The 21,851-nt window shown below is 61.6% G+C and carries 17 protein-coding genes; 3 read left to right on the top strand and 14 right to left on the bottom strand.

The window, feature by feature from the left end:
- The first annotated feature begins 109 nt into the window (after positions 1–109).
- Together A4R35_RS14035 and A4R35_RS14030 are read left to right on the top strand one after the other, a co-directional pair.
- Positions 110–1,069: an AAA family ATPase gene (locus A4R35_RS14035; RefSeq protein WP_112430378.1), complete on the top strand. Its 960-nt coding sequence runs from the start codon at positions 110–112 to the stop codon at positions 1,067–1,069.
- Positions 1,066–2,385, top strand: coding sequence for a DUF58 domain-containing protein (locus A4R35_RS14030; protein WP_112430376.1), 1,320 nt, complete (start codon positions 1,066–1,068; stop codon positions 2,383–2,385). Before A4R35_RS14035 ends, A4R35_RS14030 begins: the two co-directional genes overlap by 4 nt.
- Positions 2,386–2,506: 121 nt before the next feature.
- Here A4R35_RS14030 and A4R35_RS14025 read toward each other — a convergent pair whose 3' ends face one another.
- Complete coding sequence (locus A4R35_RS14025; protein ID WP_112430374.1) at positions 2,507–3,103, bottom strand: hypothetical protein; 597 nt, start codon at positions 3,101–3,103, stop codon at positions 2,507–2,509.
- A gap of 384 nt (positions 3,104–3,487) precedes the next feature.
- Between A4R35_RS14025 and A4R35_RS14020 the strand changes: the two genes are divergently transcribed.
- Positions 3,488–4,540 carry a serine/threonine protein kinase gene (locus A4R35_RS14020; protein WP_112430372.1) on the top strand — a complete coding sequence of 351 codons (1,053 nt, stop codon included), beginning with the start codon at positions 3,488–3,490 and terminating at the stop codon, positions 4,538–4,540.
- Here the strand turns inward: A4R35_RS14020 and A4R35_RS14015 are convergent.
- The 13 genes from A4R35_RS14015 to A4R35_RS13955 all read right to left on the bottom strand — a co-directional run bounded on the left by A4R35_RS14015 (position 4,537) and on the right by A4R35_RS13955 (position 21,747).
- Positions 4,537–6,531: a DUF6909 family protein gene (locus A4R35_RS14015; RefSeq protein WP_189361798.1), complete on the bottom strand. Its 1,995-nt coding sequence runs from the start codon at positions 6,529–6,531 to the stop codon at positions 4,537–4,539. The two genes, A4R35_RS14020 and A4R35_RS14015, sit on opposite strands and share 4 nt — an antisense overlap.
- Before the next feature lie 141 nt (positions 6,532–6,672).
- Positions 6,673–7,524: a TRM11 family SAM-dependent methyltransferase gene (locus tag A4R35_RS14010; protein WP_112430370.1), complete on the bottom strand. Its 852-nt coding sequence runs from the start codon at positions 7,522–7,524 to the stop codon at positions 6,673–6,675.
- A gap of 234 nt (positions 7,525–7,758) precedes the next feature.
- Positions 7,759–9,093: a hypothetical protein gene (locus tag A4R35_RS14005; RefSeq protein ID WP_112430368.1), complete on the bottom strand. Its 1,335-nt coding sequence runs from the start codon at positions 9,091–9,093 to the stop codon at positions 7,759–7,761.
- Positions 9,094–9,192: 99 nt separating this feature from the next.
- A complete protein-coding gene (locus A4R35_RS24725) occupies positions 9,193–10,425 on the bottom strand; it encodes a glycosyltransferase (RefSeq protein ID WP_223258505.1) in 1,233 nt (410 codons plus the stop codon).
- Positions 10,328–11,776: a glycosyltransferase gene (locus tag A4R35_RS13995; protein ID WP_112430364.1), complete on the bottom strand. Its 1,449-nt coding sequence runs from the start codon at positions 11,774–11,776 to the stop codon at positions 10,328–10,330. Before A4R35_RS13995 ends, A4R35_RS24725 begins: the two co-directional genes overlap by 98 nt.
- Before the next feature lie 111 nt (positions 11,777–11,887).
- Positions 11,888–13,096 (bottom strand): glycosyltransferase, encoded by a 1,209-nt coding sequence (locus A4R35_RS13990; protein ID WP_112430362.1) that lies wholly within the window; start codon positions 13,094–13,096, stop codon positions 11,888–11,890.
- Positions 13,097–13,253: 157 nt separating this feature from the next.
- Positions 13,254–14,852, bottom strand: coding sequence for a carotenoid biosynthesis protein (locus A4R35_RS13985; RefSeq protein WP_112430360.1), 1,599 nt, complete (start codon positions 14,850–14,852; stop codon positions 13,254–13,256).
- Between the two features lie 198 nt (positions 14,853–15,050).
- On the bottom strand, positions 15,051–16,517 hold the full coding sequence (locus A4R35_RS13980) for an ADP-ribosylglycohydrolase family protein (RefSeq protein WP_146747221.1): 1,467 nt from the start codon (positions 16,515–16,517) through the stop codon (positions 15,051–15,053).
- 157 nt (positions 16,518–16,674) lie between these two features.
- Positions 16,675–17,388 (bottom strand): phosphoribosylglycinamide formyltransferase, encoded by a 714-nt coding sequence (purN, locus tag A4R35_RS13975; protein WP_112430356.1) that lies wholly within the window; start codon positions 17,386–17,388, stop codon positions 16,675–16,677.
- Positions 17,369–17,866 (bottom strand): AIR carboxylase family protein, encoded by a 498-nt coding sequence (locus A4R35_RS13970; protein WP_112430354.1) that lies wholly within the window; start codon positions 17,864–17,866, stop codon positions 17,369–17,371. The genes purN and A4R35_RS13970 overlap by 20 nt, the downstream gene beginning before the upstream one ends.
- Before the next feature lie 100 nt (positions 17,867–17,966).
- Positions 17,967–19,238 carry a phosphoribosylamine--glycine ligase gene (gene purD / locus A4R35_RS13965; protein ID WP_112430352.1) on the bottom strand — a complete coding sequence of 424 codons (1,272 nt, stop codon included), beginning with the start codon at positions 19,236–19,238 and terminating at the stop codon, positions 17,967–17,969.
- A 134-nt stretch (positions 19,239–19,372) separates the two neighbouring features.
- On the bottom strand, positions 19,373–20,926 hold the full coding sequence (gene purF / locus A4R35_RS13960) for an amidophosphoribosyltransferase (protein ID WP_112430350.1): 1,554 nt from the start codon (positions 20,924–20,926) through the stop codon (positions 19,373–19,375).
- 74 nt (positions 20,927–21,000) lie between these two features.
- Positions 21,001–21,747, bottom strand: a complete 747-nt coding sequence (locus tag A4R35_RS13955; protein ID WP_189362304.1) for a phosphoribosylaminoimidazolesuccinocarboxamide synthase — start codon at positions 21,745–21,747, stop codon at positions 21,001–21,003.
- Positions 21,748–21,851: the final 104 nt, after the last annotated feature.

Below are 21,851 nucleotides of genomic sequence, written 5' to 3'. Positions count from 1 at the left end.
GCTCCTCGCTTGTAGCTGTTGGAGAAGCTGCCTTCTCTCCGGCTGGCGGTCCTGTCGAGTCTACGACAACCTGAAGGCAGGCCCTGCTGCCAGCCCGAGGACCAAGAGGATGATTCGACCAGAAGAGCTTATTCAAGTAAGTGAGGCGGCCAGGACGCTGCGCCACAACATTGGGCAGGTCATGGTCGGTAAGGAAGAAGTTATCGATCTCTTGTTAGTGGCGCTCCTGTGTGAAGGGCACGTACTCTTTGAAGATGTCCCGGGAACCGGCAAGACTACCTTAGCCAGGTCGCTGGCTCGCTCGCTGGCTTGCTCTTTCCAACGCATCCAGTTTACGCCTGACTTGTTACCTTCCGACATCACCGGGATCACCTTTTTCAACCAGAAGCAGGGTACGTTCGAATTCCGTCCCGGCCCCCTGCTGGCTCAGATCGTTCTGGCCGACGAAATCAACCGGGCCACGCCACGCACTCAATCCGCCTTGCTAGAAGCGATGGAGGAGCGCCAGATCAGCGTCGAACGCGAGACCATTGCTCTACCCCGGCCCTTTATGGTGATTGCTACCCAGAACCCCATTGAACTGGAAGGCACCTTCCCCCTGCCGGAGGCCCAGCTCGATCGCTTCTTTATGCGTCTACACCTGGACTATCCCACGGCGGAGGAGGAGCGCCAGATTCTGCACCGTTTTCGCCAGCGGCAACCGCTGGCCGAGCTGCAGCCCGTGCTTAGTGTTGAGCAGCTCACGCGCTTCCAGCAGATCATTCGTAGGGTGGAGATTGAAGAGAGCGTTGAGGGCTATCTGATTGAGCTGGTACGGACCACCAGACAGCACGAGGCCATCGAGCTGGGGGTCAGTCCGCGTGGTACCCTGGCCCTTTATCGCGCGGCCCAGGCTCTGGCAGCTATCGAAGGACGTGGCTACGTGTTGCCCGATGATATCAAGCGCCTGGCGATACCTGTTCTGGCTCATCGTCTGATCCCCACGGGTCAAACCAGTCTCCGTGGACAGTCCCTGGTGAAGCTCATGGCCTCGATCGTGGAAAGTGTGCCAGTGCCTGTTGAGCCATGAAACGTAGCTGGTATTTTCTCCCGCTCGGCATCTTGCTGGTCAGTGTTCTGGTTCATCAGCTATTGCTGTTGAGCAGCGGGCTGCTGCTCTTCCTTATTTTTCTCTTAATCGATATCTGGAGCACCTTTTGTCTGGTAAACCTGCGCTATCGACGCTCTTTCAGTCAGCAGCGGGCTAGCTTCGGAGAAGAGATCGTCCTGACCCAGCTCCTGGAAAATGCCAAGCTGCTGCCGCTCTCCTGGGTCAGGGTCAGTGATCGCGTGCCTCTGGCGCTGGTCTTCCGCGGCTTGAGTCCCCACCTCATCCCTGACGGTAGGAGGGCCATCATTGAGAGCCTTTTTAGTCCACGCTGGTACGAGCGTATCACGCGCAGCTATCGGCTACGGTGTCTGGCGCGCGGAGTGCACACCTTTGGCCCCACTGTCCTGTGGAGTGGCGATCTCTTCGGTTTCGTCAGCCGGCATCAGGAGCTGGACAATCGGGAGCAGATCCTTGTCTACCCTCCACTTGTCCCGCTCACCCGGCTGGGATTGCCGGCGCGCTCTCCTTTTGGTGAGCGGCGCATGCCCCAGCGCCTGTTGGAAGATCCGGCGCGCATCAGCGGCATTCGCGACTATCGCCAGGGTGACGAGCTAAGGCGGGTGCACTGGAAAGCCTCAGCGCGGGCCATGCGCCTGCAGAGCAAGATCTACGAAGCCAGTGCCACTTACACGCTGGCACTGTTCCTGAATATGCCACCTCCTCTCTCGCTGCTGGAGCTGGGGGTAAGCCAGGAGCTGAAGGAACTGGCCATCTGCGCGGCGGCCTCGGTGGCCGACTGGGGACTACAGGCAGGCTACGCCGTTGGTCTCTACTGCAATGGCATGCTCTCTGGCCTGGAGGGTGGTGGGGCTGACCCCGAAGGCAGAGTCTCGGGGCCAGCGCAGGACGACCTGGAGCCGCGGTCAAGCATTGTGCGCCTTCCTCCGGCGAGTGGCGCCAGGCAGCGTCAGCGTATTTTAGAGGCCCTGGCGCGGGTTGAGCCGTACTATGGCGAGCCTATTGAGGCCGTTATGGGCGCCGAGCGCTCACACCTGCCCTTTGGGGCCACGGTGGTCCTGGTGACCAGCATGATCAATGAGGCGCTGCTCTCAGCTCTGCAGCGCTTTCAGCGTAGTGGTCATCCTGTCTCTGTGCTCTGTATCGGCCAGGTCCAGGTACCAGCGGCAAAAGTGCCCGGCGTCCGGGTGCAGCACATCGGCGGAGAAGGGACCTGGCGGGCCATTCTCGCCTCGTTTGAACGGGGGCAGGATCAGGATACTCCCGGCTCCGCTTAGCCCGGGCGACCGGCTCTACTGGCCTTGCCGGCGGCAGGCTACGCCGGGTGGCGTTGCATGCGAGCGGTCTCCGATCACTATGGTCCGAATGGACTATCCGGCAGCGACCGATGCTGACGCGCTACTGCGGCGGCAGCTGCAGCCACCAACTCCAACCGGCGAGATCGCTCAGGCGGTCACGTAGCCAGAGCACCTGGATCTGTCGCCCTCCCTGGTACTGAGTGGTCGAGGTCGGGCAGCTGTCCCCTGCGGAGGGAGGTACGGAGATTGTACACGACTGCTCCCGAAAAGGAGCGGCCTGCCAGCTGATCAGATGGGTGCCGCGCAGAAGCTGCAGAGGGCTGATAAAGGCGAGGATCGACTTCTGCTGCAAAGGCTGTCCGTCGACAGTGATCTGCGTCCACGGCACATCGACGCTGAGATAGTAGGAGGCGCTATTGATGCTCGCTGGCTGTTCTGGGATGAAGAACCTCACAAGCTGCTGGGCAATCTCTCCTACAGGAAAGAGATAACAGAGCAGCAGAGCCGTTAAAAACAGAGCGAGTAAGGCCGCCAGCCCTGACAGGCGGCTCCCGCTTCTCAGAGCCGCAGCGCGCGGCCACAGCCATGTCTGGCCAGAGCCTGGCAGTAGGACAAAGGCGATCTCTTCTTTCTCGGTCTCCTGAGCTGTGACAGGCTCTAATGGAGACTGCCCACTCTGGTTTGACGGCTTATCCATGTCCGTGCCCGGTTAGAAGGCGAGCAGAGGCTGCCAGTCGTCAGCCTGCGAGAAGGTTGAGCTGAGCAAGACAGGGCAAAGGATGTACAGGCAAGGCCGCACGCACGAACGGCCTCCATTGGTAGACGACCGAGAGCACGCGCTCTACGTAGCTTATTATAGTACTGGCAGAGCACTGGAGAAGAAGGGTGTCAATGATTGTCATGCCTACCAAAATCACCTTGCCCTTGCGTTTTTGCTGATGAAAAGACCGGGTCTGTAGGGTGCCAGAATCGCGTTCACAAGAGGTAGAGGAGAGTGACAGCTTTGAGGCCAGAGCCAGATGTCACTCAGATCCGCGCAGGAGATAGAGAGCGAGGCCGAAGGGAAAGGGATAGGAAGGTTATGCTTGCATTTCCACCAAGTGAGAGCTTAATCGGTACCACCCTGGGGAACTACTATCTGGAGCAACTCGTCGGACGCAACGAGCTGGGGCCGGTTTTTCTGGGCAGCACCGACGAAGGCAGTACCTATCTGGTGCGCTTCATTCTAGCTCCGTGTGCTCTGGACCCCCAGGAACGGGCGGCATATCAGGAGCGCTTTCTCCAGGTAGCGGGCGAGGTAGCGGCACTCCAGCACCGTCACATTCTGCCCCTGGTCGACTATGGGAGTTATCTGGGCGGTTCATATCTGGTAACGCCCAATCTACCCATGCAGACCCTGATCTCGGCGCTCACTAAAAGCGGCCCGCCCAGTCTGAGCACTATCGGCGACTACCTGGAGCAGATTGCACAAGGCCTGGAATACGCGCACGAGCAAGGGATCATTCATCGGAACCTCAGCACTGATTGCATCTTTCTGCTGCGCGACGGGCGTCTCGCCATCGGCGATTTCGGGGTCATGCACCTGCTGGAGCTGGCCACACCCGCAGGACAAGGCTATCCCGACTATGGCAGCGGCGAGGGGCGAGCGCCGGAACAGCTTCAGGAAGGCTCCTGTGGACCCTGCACCGATGTCTACGCCCTCGGGGCCGTCCTCTACCGACTCTTGACCACACATGCGGTCTTTCGGGACAGCTCCCGCGAGGGAGTCTACGCCCAGCATCTCCACGCGCCCGTCACCTCGCTCCAGCGCTGGCGCAGCGATTTGCCCGAGGCCCTGGACGAGATCATCAGGCAGGCGATGGAGAAGGAGCCGGCCCGGCGTTTTCAGCGTCCCAGCGAGCTTGTCGCAGCCTATCGCCAGGCCGTCGGCTTGCGTGCCGGTGCCGCCGAGCGGCTCGAAGAGAGTGCCAGCTCGTCCCTTGAAACAGCGACTGTCAGGGATCAGGCAGCCGAAGAGGCCGCGCCAGCGTCGTCAGTCGCTGAGGCCGGGCGCGGGCGTGCCTCCTTGTGGCGTCACCTGCTCAGGCGTCTTCGCGTCACCTGGAACCGACGCAGCTCCTCCTCAACCGGCTAGGTGAGTGAGGCTTCCATCGGGCGCGAATCATCCTGGCCTGACTCGGGCGGCGATTGTCTTCCGTCGCGAGCCGCGGCTGCCTCCTCGCGCGACTCCGCCTTTCCGTACCTCTCCTGCACGTAGCGGATCTCGCGCTCGAAGATACGGCGCACGATCGCCACAGCGCAGGCATAGGTCGAATCCATGCCAAAGTACGAGAGGCTGCCGGCACCGAGATTCTTGCCGCGGGTGTAGGGCGTATCCGAGGCGTAGTGCAGGATGCCGAGGTCGTAGGGCAGGCGTGCAAAGTTAATATTCTCGCCGATGGGGTAACGCGTCAGATACTGGTCCTCGTAGACGGCATTGAGGTATGGGCCGCTCTCCATCTCCACTACCGTGTAGTTGGCGCTATAGTAGAAGTCGAAGTACTGGCGGTTTTGGAGGAATGTGCCTTTGCCCGAGACAGCTTTCTGATTATCAAGCACCGATCCATAAATCAGGTACGGCTGCACGTCCTGGGCAGAGAAGCAGTTATCAAGCCAATACGTATTCTGACTATGTTCATCCAGGACCACATTCGAGATCATTACATCGCCGATGCTGCCGTTGAGCGTGGCCGCCTTGCCCAGGATATAGATGCCCAGGATTGTCGAAGTATTCTCCATGATCTCGCGCAGCATCCGGTAGGCGGCCATACCCAGCGGGTAGTCGATATTCAGAACAATGGCCTTACTCCTGGCCAGCAGATCCATGCCGGGCATGCGGCAGCGCGGATCAACATCGGTCGGGTGGAGGCGGGCCAGCTCGAAGATCTGAGCATCGATCTCCAGGCCGTGACGGGCGCCGACGTGCCAGATGCCGCGCTCCTGCTCCTCGGCAACGCGCTGGCGCATGGCCTCCTGGCCCTCGGGCGTGCGGGCCCACTCGCGGGCGGCAAAGTACAGGAAATTCTGCCAGTTGCCGGGTACTTCGCCGGACTGCAGCTTGCGGCACTCCTTCGCCAGATACTGGTCCTGACCGCTGAGGGCGAAATCGATCAACTCAGCCTCGCGCCGCAAGACGGAGCCAGAGGTCAGATTGACCAGGCTATGAGTATTGCTAGAGACGAAGTAGACCGGGCGCTCGCGCAGCCCCAGCGAGTCGAGCAGGCGCTCGACTGGTGCCCACCATTTCCGTGTCGCGCGCACGAAGCCGACGTGGGAGCCGCCGAGCATGCGCAGGGTGAAGCTCTTGCGCTGGCGTCCGATGATCAGCAGATTCTCCCACAAGCGGTCTCCCCAGACCACTTCCAGACGGCGCCAGTCATCGGCTGCGATATGCAGGCGCTGGCGTAGCACGCGCGTGATCTCCGCAAAAACCGGCGACGAGCGATCCATGCGCGTCGAGAGCAGTTGGATCGTGGTCGGATCGGCGTTGATCAGATAGTAGAGCTTGTTCCATTCGATCTGGAAGGCCACCAGAATCGGGACAATATCGTCGGTATCGCTCACGCTCGCCACGTAGACCGCCAGCGTTTCTTTGCCATCGTAGAACCACTTGCGGCGGCGGGCAGGCGCTGTCACGGCCTGCCAGCGATCAACCTGGAAACCTTGTTTCAGAAAGACCTCTTCGGACTGTCCGAGCAGGACATGCGTGCAGTAGAGGATGGCTGAGGGCAGGCGCAGAGCGCAGTAGATGAGGGCTGACATATCGGGATAGGGCGAGCGGGCATCGGGGTGCAGGCTGGAGTCAATATTGTAGTGGGCCTGGACCAGGGCCTTCAAACTTACCTCGCCCGAGCTACGCAACAGCGTATTGTAGGTCCGAATGTACAGCTCAACGTCACGTTTACCCGCCTCATGTCGTCCCTCGCCACGCTCTACCATATATTCGTCGCTGCTCTCCCGCGCTACCTCCTCCTGCAAGCGTTCGCTATCCTCCTCCTCATTCACGAATTCCTCGATGCGCTCGCGTGGCTCAAAAGCATCGGGATCGGGGATACGACGCGGAGGTGTTGGCTTCTTCCTTGGCATAGGCTCTGTCCCCTTCTTCTCTCCTCTGCTGCGCTGCTGTCACAGAGATCTGAGCGCTACCTATTCGCTGCTTTCTGGTAATTATAACCTACGCTGTCCACTCGCTGAGGAACTGGTTCATGCAGACTCGGGCTGTTAAGCTTAGCTGCGTCGATTAGCTGCCGGCTTGCGCAGGACGACGATATACTGATGGGCAATATTTGGCACATAGGCGCTTGGATAGCCGTAGGGGCGCAACCGTGTGCCGGCCTGGTACCAGATGATCTCTCCCTTTGGGACAAAGCCCTGCTGGCGGGCGCGTCGGGCCAGGTCCACATGCGTGAAAATATATTCTCCGTGTTGGTAGGCGTTGCGCACGATCACAACCATATATTTGCGCGGTTTCAGGACGCGGAAGCACTGCGCAAAAACCTGCTCCATGGCCTCTAGATAGGCTTCATAGCTGGCCAGATTGGCGAGATCGCGCGGGTCATCTGAGCGCATATAATAATCGGTGCGACGATTAGGGAAGGTGGCGGCATAGCGCCCGTTACTCATGGTCTGGGCCAGGTGGATATTGTACGGGGGATCAGTGGCGATAAAATCGAAAGAATGCTCGGCGAAGTCCTGCATCACCTGCAGGCAGTCGCCCTGGATCAGGGTCTGGGGCTGCAGCGAGTCGCGGTGCTCGCTCAGAATACGCTGGTAGATCTCTACCCAGCGGGGATTGATCTCGATGCCAACGGCCCGGCGTGGCTTCTTGCAGATGGAGGCCCCAATGAGAGTGCCGCCAACGCCGGCAAAAGGATCAAGCACGCACTCGCCGGGCTTGGTAAAGAACTCGATGAGCTGACTCATCAACTGCGGCGGCTTGTTGGCGCCGTGCGCTTTACGCAGGTCGTGTCCATAGACGGAGGGGTAGTTCGTGATGAGTACACTTTTGGTGAAATAGAGCCACTCAGCTCCAGTTAATTCATTTAATGTATTTTTCTGCGAGACGCTCTCGGTATCCACATCACCCTCCCGTTGATATCGTCGTTGCCAGGCGAGGGGCTATTTGGGCGAGCAGGTTACTGCTCTGATTTTGGCCGGTTCCTGCGTTTCTCCCTGTGGGAGACGTTACCAACAACGTCGGTTGCCCCATTGACCGACGTTTCCCCCTGGCAACGTCTCCTTTCCTTCCTCTTCCCTGTCAGTCTCTCTTCCCTGTGTCAGGCGTGCTGGCTGTAGGGTAGGCGGCTGCCTTCGCTAGCGTGTTCCGGGCCAGATCAGCAGATCGTCTGGGCCAGGCACTGGCTCTGATGCATCGGCCTCTTCTGACGGCGGGGTAGGGCGAGGACGTCGCCATTCACAGCGGACCAGGCCCTCGCGCAGCAGGCGTTGAATGACGGCATTGTGCTCGGCCTGCGTGAACTGGCCAAAGGTACTGCTGATGAGCTGCTGGCGCAGGTCGGGCCAGCGCCGGCTGCGCAGAGCGCGCCCCATCTGCAGTGTACGCTGATAGAGCTGCTCACGGGCAGTGGCCAGACGCTCCTCTCGCCGGGCCTGGAGCCAGTCGCTGCCTAGCAGGTCCGCCTGGCTCTGCTCCTCAAGCCGACGCCAATAGCTGCACACGGCGTCATTCATAGCCAGCAGGCTATCCTGGCGACGTGTGGCAAAGAGCAGGGTATAGGGAGCTGTCTCAATGAGGGCCGGGCCGCTGGCCCGTGGCAGGGCGATACGCTGTGTCAGAGGGAAGTGACGCTGAATCTGGGATAACAAAAGATCGAGTAATTCGGCGAGCGCCTCCGGCGAGAGCGGCGCCGTCTCATCGCGAGGCATCAAGGCCCGCCAGCGATCGCTGCGCAGCAGATTGTGCAAAGCGATGGCCTGCTGCTCCAGGCGTCGAGCGGCGCGCAGTCGGCTCTCCAGTTGGCGATGCATGATCAGCAAGCAGAGTTCTGTCGGGGCGGCGCGCTGCAAGAGCGGCTCCAGGTCCTCATAGCGGAAGAGTGCTGGGGCCAGAGGGTTCAGAGCAAAAACTGCCGGGGCCTGATCAAGAAGCTGGAGGATGGCCGTTGCCGCTTCTGGCCAGCTGGCGGAGACCAGGCCACCTTCCCGGGGAATCACCAGCCCGGCCTTGTGACTGCTGGAACTGGAGCCTGGGCGACCGGCGCTGCGTCTGCTGGCTGAGCCTGTCAGCAGCAGCCCGTAGAGGGCAAAAGGCCGTCCCTCTGCGAACAAGCGAGCATGGAGGGCGCTCAGTGATTGCAGCCACGGATGCTGCCGCTGAGCCTGGGCGCTCCTCCTGCCACGGGAGCCCTGGCGCGCGCTGGGAACGGGCTCGCTCCTGCTCTCTGCTTCGCTGCTGTTGGCGGCCTGCTCTCCTCGCTCTGGCTCGCCGCCGAGGGCATCGATCCAGTAGCAGCGTCGGTAGAGCGGGTTCTGACGCAGTGCCCGGCAATAGCCAGCAAGGTACTCCTCCTGGAGCCAGAGACGCAGGGAGGTCAGCAGATCTCCCTGGCGAGCGGAGCGGGCGCGCGTCCCCGCGCGTGCTGCCAGCTGAGAGTATTCTTGATCGACATCTGCCCACAGATCATGCATGGTGAACCTATTCTACCACAGGCGACGGCAGATAAGTAAGCAGCAGCATCGCTGCCAGGCAGAGAGGTTGTGAGCTGAATGCGAAGAGCAAAGCGCTGCTCAGCGTCGACGGATGCTGTCGTGGCGGTGGCGCTGCAGGGGCAGGCCCGGTACCTGGATGCTCGGCGGCTGACGGGGGGCCAGGCGTCCCTTCCACTCGGCTCCCCGTCCGCTCAGTGCCAGACGCACCGTATCGAGCATCAACAGGCCGAAAGCTATCCAGCTCACAGGGGCCAGCAGCGACCAGGCGAATGGCTGCCGCTGCTCGCGCTCGAAACTGCGACGCGCGCTCACCTGTAGGGCCAGCGTCAACAGGGCGGGGAGCAGCAGCGGCAGAGATCGCTCCCGCTGGCATCCCCTAAGTAGCTGGCGCAGGGCTGTTAGCACGCTGAGCAAAGGCAGCAGGCCATAGCTGATCAACCCCAGACCGGCGCCCAGGCAGAGCAAAGGGGCTGAGGCCGTCACCGAATACACGCTTTTGCGCCAGCCCTGCCAGGCACTACGCCAGGTGGTCCACTGCTCATTAGAGACCAGATGGCGCCCATCGACGAAGTCTTCGCGGCAGCCTCGCTGTTTGAGAAACTGCGCCAGGCCCACGTCATCGCCGAAGCTGGCGCGCAGCTCGGGCGCGCTGTAGCCACCGCTCGCCTCGTAGGCTGAGCGACGGACCAGCAGATAGTGACCGACGGCCAGCGCTCGGCCAGGCTTCCGCGGGTTCCGCATCTCTCCAGGAGTCGCAAAGTGGGTCATTAACACGATCCCCGCCGGCGTCAGCAAGCGGGAGCCGCTGCCTACAAGCCGGGCGTCTGTCAGCATTGAAAGGAAGTCCAGCTGTTGGGCCAGGGCATGAGCCATCATCCGGCGTAGCGCTTCAGGCTTGTGGCGTGTATCGGCGTCAGTGAAGAGCAGCCACTCGCCCTGGGTGAGCGTGACGCCAGTGTGCAGGGCGTGGGCCTTGCCAGCCCAGCCGGCGGGCAGCTCCTCGATGCGATAGACGCGCAGGCGCGAGTCGCGTTGCTGCCAGATCGCCAGCAGGGCCGGCGTCGCATCCGTCGAGCCGTCATCAACGACGAGCACCTCAAAGTCAGGATAATCCTGGGCCAGCAAAGAGGCCAGGCAGGAGCTGATGTGTTGCTCTTCGTTACGCACCGGCACAATGATCGAAACATGAGGCGCCGGGTCCGGCGGGTCCGCCTCAACGGGCGGCAGCGTCTCCCTGAGCGTGCGTCGAACGCGCCAGAGCTGCCAGCCGGCTCCCAGCGCGGTCAGGCACAGATAGGCGCTGTGCAGCAAGGAAAGAAGACGAAAGCGTTTCTCCATTGCAAAGTCCTGTCAAGTAGTGGGCGCGGCAGCTGAAGGGCCTGGTGCCGCCCCTGCCCGTGTGAAGGCGCTCAAGAACCTGGCCCATAAAAGCCAGCGGATGGACGGCGTGGTGCTGCGGCGGAGCGGTACGGCCTTTCCAGGTTGCGCCACGTCCCTTGAGCACGAGCCGCGTGGTATCGAGCATCAGCAGGCCAAAGGTGACCCAACCTGCAGGCGCTGTCAGCGACCAGGCGCAGGGCAGACGATACTCGCGTTCGAAACGCCGCTTCGTGTCGATCTGGAAGAAGAGAGCGAGCGCCGCCAGCGCCCTCGTCAGCAGCGAGAGATGGTCTCGCTGGCCCTGCGGCTGCTGCCGGGCCTGGCGTCGCCTGGGCCACAACTGATGCACAAGGGTGACAGGCGGCAGCAGGCCGTAGAGGATCAGGGCCAAACCCAGAACCACGCCCAGGAGCGGGCTGCTGGCTACCAGGCCATAGTTGCTTTTACGCATGCCTTCCCAGGCGCTCTTCCAGGTCGTCCATTGGTCGTTGAAGACCAGCCCCCGCTCGGCCACAATATCTTCACGGCAACCGTGACGCTTGAGGTACCAGGCCAGCGTTAAGTCATCTGAGAAGGTCGAGCGCAGCTCAGGAGCGCTATAGCCACCGCAGGCCAGATACGCAGAGCGCCGCACCAGCAGGTACTGCCCAACGGCTAGCACACGTGTCGGCTGATGCGGATTACGCATCTCGCCCGGCGTTGCCAGCATGGCCAGCAGCGTTGCGCCGATCGCGGTGAGCAGGCGAGCGGCTGCGCCGGGCAGGCGAGTATCCGTAAAGAGAGTCAGCAGATCCAGGCGATGAGCGATAGCGTGGGCTACAGCTCGACGCAGGGTCTGAGGCGCATGGCGCGTATCAGCATCGGTAAAGAGCAGCCACTCGCCCTGGGTGAGCGTGACGCCAGTGTGCAGGGCGTGGGCCTTGCCAGCCCAGCCGGCGGGCAGTTCCTCGATGCGGTAGACATGCAGGCGTGGATCGCGCTGCCTCCACTCCGCTAAGCGAGCGGGCGTGGCATCAGTTGAGCCATCATCGATGACCAGGACCTCGAAGTTGGGATAGTCTTGGGCCAGCAGCGAGGCGAGGCAATTATCAATATGCGCCTCCTCGTTGCGCACGGGCAGAATGATGGAGACATGGGGAGGTGGCTCTGGTAGAGGAGCCTCATCGAGCGTAGTCAACTCTTTAATGCCCTTCTTGATGCGGTGGCGCTGCCAGAAAGCGACCAGAGCGACGAAGAGCAAGAAAAACAACTGCAGTTGTAAGAAGAACTGCGAGAGTTTCATGCTAGACACCTCGCCTGTCTAAGGCAGGCCTGCCGAGGGACAGTCACGCAGACCGTGGCTCCGCTGCTCCTTCACCAGGGGCAGCGGAGCTGTGCTGATACTATTGCCGTCCTACAATAAAGGTAGCATATTGGTTCTCGTCAAGCGAGGAGCGCGGCGACCTTTCCAGTCGGCCCCCTGGCCGCTGATGGCCAGACGCATGGTATCCAGTAACAGAAAGCCGAAAGCCGTGCTGGCGAAAGGCGCCAACAGCGCCCAGCGCGCTGGCAGGCCAAAAGCCTGACCGAAGCGGCGCTTACTGTCGACCTGCAGGCAGAGAGCCAGCAGGGCCAGCAGGGCCGAGAGGCGTTCCTGACGCAAGTGCCCAGGCCGCAGAGCTGCGCGCAAGGTCAGCAGGGGGGCCAGCCCGTAGTAGACCAGGAAGCTCCCACCGACGAGGCTCAGCAGCGGATAGGGAGCCAGTTTTCCGTAGGCGCCCTTGCGCAGGCCGCGCCAGGCGCTGCGCCAGGTCGTCCACTGGACATTTTTCACCAGACCACAGCCACCAACGATGTCCTCGCGCCAGCCCTGACGCTTGAAGACCTGGGCGATGCCCATATCCTCGGTGAAGGAGGCGCGCACCTCGGGAGCTGAGAAGCCGCCGGTGGCCTCGTAGGCCTCGCGCCGCACCAGGATATACTGACCGAAGGCAAAAGCCTGGCGTGGACGGGCGGCGCTGCGAATCTCGCCGGGCGTGATCAGCACTGTCAAGAGCAGACCCGTCATCGGCGTCAGCAGGCGGGCTGCCAGACCGATGATCTGCATTTCGGTAAACATCGAGAGCAGATCGAGGCGGTGGGCAATGGCATGGGCTACCATGCGGCGCAGGGTCTGAGGAGCGTGACGCGTATCGGCATCGGTAAAGAGCAGCCACTCCCCGCTCGCCAGGGTGGCACCGCTGTGCAGGGCGTGGGCCTTGCCGGCCCAACCAGCGGGCAGCTCCTCGATGCGCTGGACGCGCAGGCGTGGGTCGCGCTGCTGCCATGCCGCCAGGCGAACGGGCGTGGCATCGGTTGAGCCGTCGTCGACCACAATGACCTCGAAGTCGGGATAGTCCTGGGCCAGCAGCGAAGCGAGACAGCTGTCGATATTCTCCTGCTCGTTGCGCACAGGGAGAATAATCGAGACCCGCGGGGCCGGCCTGGGCAGCCGTCGCGGAAGCGGTGTGGCCGTTTCACGGATGGCCTTCTGAATGCGGTAGTCCTGCCAGAGTCCCAGCAGCACGCTGGCACCGAGCAGGATTGTGCGCAAAGCGCTCAGAAAGCGCGCTATTTTCTGCATACCTCTATGATTCCGCCTTTTACATACTTGTATTGAGTCAGTGACAAGCAAGCTTGCTGTTTTCAAGCACAGGCAGGGCCCCAGGCTTGCCGGGGCCCTGAGTGAGCAGCGAACGGCGCTCAAGCCAACATGGGAGGGCCGGCCAGTACTGGCCAGCCTAGACTGGAAGTGGGCTTTCCATCTGTGGGGCAGAAGGCGGTGGCGCAGCGGAGGAGAGTCGCTGCACCTCTTCCTCGACGACGCGCCGCATCTGCTCGGCGGAAGCAAAATCTTTCCGGTAGAGTGGGGGGCCGAAGCGCACGATCACACGCCAACGCCGGCGTCGCCCATTTTCTGAGGTGTAGGCCAGACCGGCAGGCACGACCGCCACCTGGGTGTGGCCATCGCGTTCCGCCAGCTCGACCAGCTTGACGAAGCCGGGGCGGAAGGGCAGGAACTGCTGCAGGTCCGCTTTCGGCGAGGGATGCGGGTCAATATTGGGGTAAGCCTCTGGAAAGATCACCAGCACCTCGCCAGCGCGTAGCAGGCTGACAGCGCGCGTGGCCATTTGCCGCAGGTAGCGCCGAACCTCGCGCGGGCTGTAGGCGCGGGACGTGTCGCTGGCCTGCTGCTCGCGGAACTGCTCGCTGCGCAAGACGACAAGCCAGTCAACGAGCGAGCAGCCCAGCTCGATGGCGAAGCGCAGGCGCTTCGAACGCAGCCAGTCGAGGGCTACCACCGTGTGCAGACGGCGCGGAATGGCTCGCAGCAGGGCATAGCCATCGTAAAAGTAGTGGAAGTGGCGGGCCGCGATCACCACCGGCCCCTTGCGCGGTACCTGTTCCAGTCCCTCGACGCGGATGCGGACCGCCCAGTGCGAGATTGCGCGCGCGCCGGAGCGCATCAGCAGCCAGGTCGACTGGCTTAACGCCCGACGCCCAGGATGCTGGGGACGCGGGTGCGCCTCCTCGCGGGGAAAGACTACCAGCGACTCCGGTACCAGTACGAAGACCGCTGTCAAGAGCAGAGGCGACCAGAGGCCGCTGCCCAGGTTGAGGGCCATGATGAAGCCGGTGTTAGCGGTGTAGACGGCAAAGGGCAGCCAGATCGCCAGATGGTGCGCATCGAGGTTGGAGCGCCACAGCCAGCGACTGACAATCATCAGGAGCAGGCAATTGCAGATCCACAGGAAGAGATTGCCCACCGGCAGACCGTAGGCGCTGCTGTAGCCATTCAGCAGACCGGTAGGGCTGGAGAAATGGCCGCTTACCAGGACTGCGTTCAGCGCCAAATCCCAGACTGTCAGAAAGTAGGTGCCGAGCACCAGCGACCAGAGCGTCTGCCGCTCCAACCCGAGTCGATCTGTCAGCTTGCTTGCCAGCAGGTAGGACGTAAAGCCCATATAAAACCATGAGAGCGGGAGTGAGTAGGGAACGATGCCGGCCAGCTTCGGACCCGGGAAGGCGGAGAAGGAGGCGGTGCTCAGGGGAACGCCAGTCAGACTGAGCAGGCTCACGATGATGGAAATCAGGACCGAGGCGGCGAAAAAGACCAGGGTGCGCCGCGCATCGATACAGAGCAAACCGAAGAGCAGCATTGTCGCTGCCCCAAAGAGGATGTGCAGCGAGCCGGCCCAGTGTAGGGCAAACTGGAAGATGCGCACTCCAATGGGTGTGCTGTTCCACAGCTCGGGGTGAGGCAGAATGATGAGAAGGCCACCCAGGGCAAAGACAAGCGCCGCCAGGTGGCAGATAAAGAGCAGTTTGACAACTCTCATTTGGCAAGTCTACCTCCACGAACAGGGACAGTCGGGCGGCATCCGGCGCGAACTCTTTTACATTCTATAACCTCTGAATGCTTCCCGGCCAGTCCCAGTGCTCGCTTGCTTTTGCCTCGCCCCCGCTCAGGAGCGAGTGAGCGAGGCAACGACCTGCCGCTTCTTGTAAGCAGGGAGCCGCTGGACTGCTCTCTGTTCTCACTCTTGCAAGGCTCGCACCACCTCGCTCGCCAGGCTTTCTGAGGGAGATCCGTCCTCTTTCACTCGTGAGTGGAAAACGCAGGTTTGACCGCATTTGAACAGGACGCGAACCAGGCGAGCAACATAGCCATCGCGGCGCAGCGGCTGCTCCTCTTGAGATTGAATGGCTCCTGAGCCAAGGGCTGGGTGGATGAGCCTATCCCCATCCTGATATTCGCCGTGGAACATCTCATGAAAGGCCACTTCCCAGGAAAGAATACTGAAGTAGGAAGCCTCTCGGTCGCTGGTGACGGCGGTTGACTCGGTTGAACTGGCAGCGGCCTCGGCGATGGTGTGGAGGTGGCGAGCGAGATCAAGCAGAAAGTGGCGATCCTGAACCTCATCGAGGAGAGTGGGAGGAATAGCCTTCAGGCCATGAAAGGCCCCCAGGAGGCTGCCCAGAAAGAGGGCAGTGGTGTCAGTGTCACTGCCAAAGGTATTGACGGCGACGACGATCCCTTGCTGAGGCTGGTGGAGATATTTCAGGAAAAGATAGATGGCAACGCAGACGGTGGCGATGCCTGAGCCTTTTGTCTGCCGGTCCAGAGCGCCCACAAAGGTATAGTAGTCTTTGGGATCACGCGGCAAGAAGGCTGGGATCTGTTTCAGATAGTGCACTGCCTCATGGAGCGTGCTCTGATAAAGCTGGGCAAAGTTCAGCTCCTTATTCAAAAGGCCGCGGTTCCAGGTATGTAGCCAATGTTGCAGACGTTGATCGCTGCGAATGACCTGGGGAACCTGTCGCAGGCCGTCGAGGATGCACTCGATAAAGAGAGGCGGCGGCGGGGGCTCGGACAAAGTCAGAGCGCAGTGGACTGCCAGACCGAAGAGGATGGTTCCTAAGATGGCACGTGGATGACCGTGGGTAATAATGGCATTATAGAACGAATCGCGAATCAGCTCCCGCTTATTGTGGACATGGACCAGGGCAATCGGGAGATTGCGCATAGCGGCCCCATTAGCCCCGGCTTGACGATAGTCGAGGTCCTTTTGTTGATAAAAGTTGTTGAGCCAGCTGGCTCTCCTGGTGAGCAGCTTGCGAGCGGCAGTTTTGACAGTTCGACCGCCGCCGCGCTCATATTGCAACCAAAGTGGCAGCTCTATGTAGGCGAAGTACTCTGGTATAAAGTGACCAGCCTCGTCTATCGAGCGGGCAACGGCAAGCATTAACTGGGTGTCATCTGAGTACTCGCCAGGGCCAATCGCATCTTCGTAGCCCCACCATTGCCCGCCAACACGCTTTGTCCAAGGGACAAAGCGTTGCACGGGAAGTTCAAAAGAGCATTGACGGCTTCCCGCAATGAGGAACTCAGTGGGCCAACCCAGTGCGTCGCCGATCGAACCGTAGAGCATGGCGCCCTCGAAGCGCTCACGAGGAGGCACAGAGGGCCGCCGAGGTGGGTGCTGACGCTCCGGCTCTTCCATCTCTGGCTCCGTGGTGATTCTGCCCAATGCGTTAACCCTGCTTAAGGGAAACCTGCTCTCATTATACCTGCCTGCGACGCCTAAATCTATATCTTCCGCAGGTCAAAGGCGATAAAGAGGGGGAAGTAGCATCTGATCTTGCTACTTCCCCTGCTGGCTAATCTGCCTGGGAAGGGCCTCCCCCAGAGTGGCCGGATTGCCGTAGCCCAGACAGCTCGCGTGCGCGCCAGCGCTCGATGGCCTCGATAACAAGCGAGTGCTCGACCGCCTTGATGCGCTCGTGCAGCGTCTCCTCGCTGTCGCCCTCCTGAATAGGCACCTCCGCCCGGCAAAGCACCGGCCCCGCATCGACCGCCGGCGTGACATAGTGGACGGTGCTCCCCGTGACCCTAACCCCGGCCTCTAACGCCTGACGGACAGCGTGCAGGCCGCGGAAGGCCGGGATCACACTGCCGTCGCTGGCGATATAGACGTTGGCGCTGGGATCATCGGGCAAAAGAGCCGGATGCAGGTTGATCACCCGCCGCGGGAAACGAGCCAGAAAATCGGCGCTCAGGATGCGCATCCAGCCCGCCAGCACCACCAGATCGACGCGGAACAGCTCCAACAGATCTGCGAGGCGCTGCTCGCTTTCTTCGCGCTCACGCCAGGGCAGGTAGATCGCTGGCAGGCGATGCTTGAGGGCGCGCTGCAGGCCCGCCGCCCCGGCTACATTGCTCACCACCAGGGCGATCTCAGCCGCCTGCAGCCGCCCGCACTCGCAGGCATCGATGATAGCCTGGAGATTGGTTCCACTGCCGGAGATCAGTACCCCCAGGCGCAAATGAGGCACCGCCTGGCTCACCTCAGCGCTAGGCACTGGCTCCACCATGACCGCGCACCTCTGCATCGGCGCGCTCCAGTTCAGCAGCAAAGCGCTCGCGGTAGCTGGCCAGACGTTGCGCCAGCTCCTGATCAAAGAGCGCCAGCATCTTGGCTGCCAGCAGGGCCGCCCCGTCTGGCTCCAAAATCGTCGGCGAAGCGATACCCGACGGCAGGCGCAGCGACGACAGGACGTCCATCCCCGCGAAGCGATCGCTATAGGGCGGGCAGGCAATCACCGGAAAACGGGTGTTGGCGTCGACCACGGCAGACAGGGCGTTGGAGCGCCCGGCAATCGTAATATAGACAATGGGGTCGCTGCTTCCCTCGTAGCTCTCCAGGATCTCCAGCAAGCGGCGCGTGGCCTTGTGAGCCGAACAGACGCGCAGCTCATAGGGCAGATTCAGCTCCTGCAACGTCTTAACAATGCTCTCCGCATGGCCACGATCGCCTTTGCTCCCCATGATGATCACAACTTTCGCTGCCATAATAACCGGATAATCTCCTTTTCCGCTGAAAGAGTCAAATCAGGCAAAAATACCTTCAGAAGCCGTATCTGTTAGCCAGTCGCGCGCTGGTCTCAGCCGTCTAGGACTGCAGCGCGCGCAGGCCACGCTTGGCAATATCGCGGCGGTAGTGCATGCCCTCGAAACGAATCAGGCGGGCCGCTTCGTAGGCGCGCTCTACAGCCTCTGCGAGCGTCGTTCCATAAGCGGCCACGCTCAGGACGCGCCCGCCCGCTGTCACCAGCTTGCCATCGTGCAGAGCCGTGCCGGCGTGGAAGACCTGGACCTGCTCCAGGCGTCCCGCTTCAGCCAGGCCCTCGATGGGCAGGCCCGTGCGATAGCTGCCTGGATAGCCGCCCGAGGCCAGCGTCAGGCTGACCGCATAGCCCGGATGCCAGAGAGAGTCGCTCGCCAGGCGCTCGGGCGCTTGCAGCAGATCGAGCAGGTCGGCTGCAAGCAAAAGCATCATGGCCTGCGTCTCGGGGTCGCCGAAGCGTGTGTTATGCTCCAGCACCATCGGTCCGCGCTCGGTCAGCATGATATTCGAATAGAGGACACCCGAGAAGGCGATGCCGTGCTCCTGCAGCGCACGCAGCGTCGCCGCGATAATGCGCTCGTGCACGGCTCGCTCGGCCTCAGCACTCACGAAGGGCAGCGGGGCATAGGCTCCCATGCCACCTGTATTGAGGCCCTCATCGTTATCCAGGGCGCGCTTATGATCCTGCGTCAGTACCAGCGGCACAAAGCTGGTCCCGTTGCAGAGCGCCGTCGAACCGATCTCATCTCCCTGCAAATAGTCCTCGATGACCACCACCTCGCCGGCGCTGCCGAAGACCCGCTCGACCATCATCTGACGTACTGCAGTTCGAGCGGTCTCCAAATCCAGGGCTACGATGGCCCCCTTGCCGGCAGCATTCCCGTCGGCCTTGACAACCACGGGAGCGCCGTGCTCCTCCAGGTAAGCGAAAGCGGCGGCGGGATCGCGAAAGGTCCGGTGCTGGGCCGTCGGAATGCCTGCCGTCTCCATTAGCTCTTTGGCAAAGGCTTTGCTGCCCTCCAGCATGGCGCCGGCCTGTGTTGGCCCGAAGATCGGCAGACCGCGGGCTCGGAAAACATCGACAAGGCCGGCAATTAAGGGCGCCTCGGGACCAACCACCGTCAGCTCGATCGCCTGCTGCTCGGCAAAATCGGCCAGGCGTTCCAGCTCGTTCAGGCCAATGGGCACGCACTCGGCCAGCGCGGCCATGCCTGGATTGCCTGGAGCGGCCCAGAGCTGCGAGACACGCCGGCTCTGCGCCAGCTTCCAAAGCAGCGCATGCTCGCGCGCACCCGAACCAATTACCAGTACACGCATAATCGCTAGCTCCTCCTTATACCCCTCGTCACTCCTTACACCTGGCTCTGCGACGTCTGGTCTCAAGCACTGAATGATCAGCTCGCACTCTTATTCATCCTTTGATTGATCGGACGCTTGCCTGTCGACTGGCCTCACGAGGGCGAGGGCTGGCGCATGAGCGGCAGGGGAGAAGATTCGTCGGCAGCCACGAGCGGATCAAAGGGCCAGCCCTCACGGCGCATGCAGCCGTAGCAAAACTCGCGATGCAGCAGCTCCTCGTAGGATGCCGGCTCCTCGCCCTCAATTGGCTCCACCTTGCCCGCTCCCGGTTCTGCCACTGCTGACTCCGTCCGCTTGCTCACATGGCGGACCGAGGCGATGGCGCGGCCCAGGCCGGCGATACTGAGGTAACCCAGACTATCGACGCCGATATACTCGGCCACCTCCTGGATGCTGCGTCCTGCCGCGACCAGCTCGCTCTCGTGGGGGATATCGATGCCGAAGTAGCATGGATGGCGCAGCGGCGGCGCACTCGATCGCAGATGGATCTCGCGCACGCCCTGATGGCGCAGGGCTGCCACCAGGCGCTTCATCGTGTTGCCGCGCACAATCGAATCGTCGACAATCACCAGGCGCTGGCCCTCCACCTTGGGGCGGACAAAGTTGAACTTGAGATCGACCTCCATCTGGCGCAGACGCTGATCGGGTTTAATGAAGGTGCGATCGCTGTAGCGGTTCTTAATAATCGCCTGGCCGTAGGGAATACCCGAAGCGGCAGCATAGCCCAGAGCTGCCGGGATCGACGAATCGGGCACTGGTACCACCAGATCAGCCTCTACCGGATGCTCGCGGGCCAGCTCGCGGCCCAATGCCTCGCGGACCAGGTAGACGTAGCGATTGTTCACGTAGCTGGTGGCATCTGAAAAATAGATATACTCGAAGACGCAGAGCGTCTGGCGCGGGGCCTGAACCAGAATCTCGGAGTGCAGGCCTTGCTCATCGATCGTGATCAGCTCGCCTGGCTCGACGTTGCGTACAAACGTGGCCCCAATGCGGTCGAGAGCACAGGACTCCGAAGCGGCGATCCAGATGTCGCCGATACGTCCCAGACAGAGCGGACGCATGCCCCAGGGATCGCGCACTGCATAGAGCTTGCCCTCGGCCAGGATCACCAGGCTGTAAGCACCCTTCAACAGCGGGAAGGCCGTCAGCATGCGCTCGCGCAGCGTTGCGCCCTCCGTGAGCAAGAGCAAGAGAGCGATGGCCTCGCTGTCCGTTGTCGAAGAGAGCAGATGCTGCGGCAGGCGAGCGCGCAGGGCCGGACCATTGACCAGGTTGCCATTGTGGGCTACTGCAATCGCCCCAGGGCGTGCGCCATCCCGGCTCTCGGCATTGTCGCCGACCACGAACGGGCCTGCGTTCTCAACGCAGCTAGAGCCGGTGGTTGAATAGCGGACATGGCCAATGCCGCAGCGCGTGGCTGGCAGGCCCTGACCCATATCCCCAAAGACCTCGCGCACCTTGCCCATGCCCACACGGTGGGCAATACAGTTCCTCTGATCGTAAACCGCCATGCCCGCGCTCTCCTGGCCGCGGTGCTGCAAAGCCGTCAGCGCCAGCGTCAGATACTGACGCACATCGATACTCTCATCTCCCGGCCTGGCATAGATCCCAACAATACCGCAGGCATCGCGCAGTCGCTCCATGGCTTTCTTCCTGCTTCTCCTTCAAGACGCTGCGGGCGGTGCAGAACGTCTACTGCACCGCCCTACAGCATAGATCAAATGCGCAGTTTCCCAGTCAAATCGGCCACCAGGGCATAGCGATCGGCGATTCCCTGCAGATCCTGCTCGGTGACCTCCTTGAGATTGCGGTAGACCTGCTTGTCGAGCATGCGATTCTTATCGCCGCCGGGCCAGAGTCGCCAGCTATCGTTATCGATCACGTCGGCGACCAGCAGCTTTCCCTCGCTGTCGCGCCCGAACTCAATTTTCAAATCGACCAGCGTGACGTCCACGCTCGCCCAGGCCCGTTCGAGGGTTTCGAAGACGCGGCGCCCTTGCTCGGCCATCCAGGCGATTTCCTCGGCGGTGGCCAGGCCCATATTGATAATATCCTCGTCCCAGATCTGCGGGTCGTGGCGCGCGTCGTCCTTCAAGAAGGTCTCAATGACCACAGGGTCAAAGCGCGTCCCCTCGCTGACCTCGGGATTGCGCTTCAGATAGGAGCCGGTGGCAATGCGGCGCTGCACATGCTCAATGGGCACCATCTGGCAGCGCTTCACCAGCAGTGTGGTATCGTTGATCTGGCGCACAAAGTGGGTGGGAATGCCTGCCGCGTTCAGCAAACGGAAGACATTGGCCGTTGTGATAGTACTCCAGCGCCCCTTGCCGGCTAGCTCGTCGCGACGTGCCCCGTCGCCCGCCGTGATCTGGTCCTTACTGACCATATAGACCAGATTGGGGTCTTCGGGGTGGGCATAGATCTGCTTGGTCTTGCCCTCTGCCAGCAGAGGCCCAAAGGTCACCTGCTCCTCATTCCCAGTGCTCATGCTAGTGTCTGCTCCTTTCTTGCTCTATCTTGTGCTCTGCGGGTTTGCCACGGTGGAAGCTCCCTCAGCGGGCTAATCAA

This window comes from Thermogemmatispora tikiterensis, assembly GCF_003268475.1.
GTDB lineage: Bacteria > Chloroflexota > Ktedonobacteria > Ktedonobacterales > Ktedonobacteraceae > Thermogemmatispora > Thermogemmatispora tikiterensis.
The sequence above is the reverse complement of the archived record's forward strand: the minus strand, read 5'-3'. Positions and strand labels throughout refer to the sequence as shown.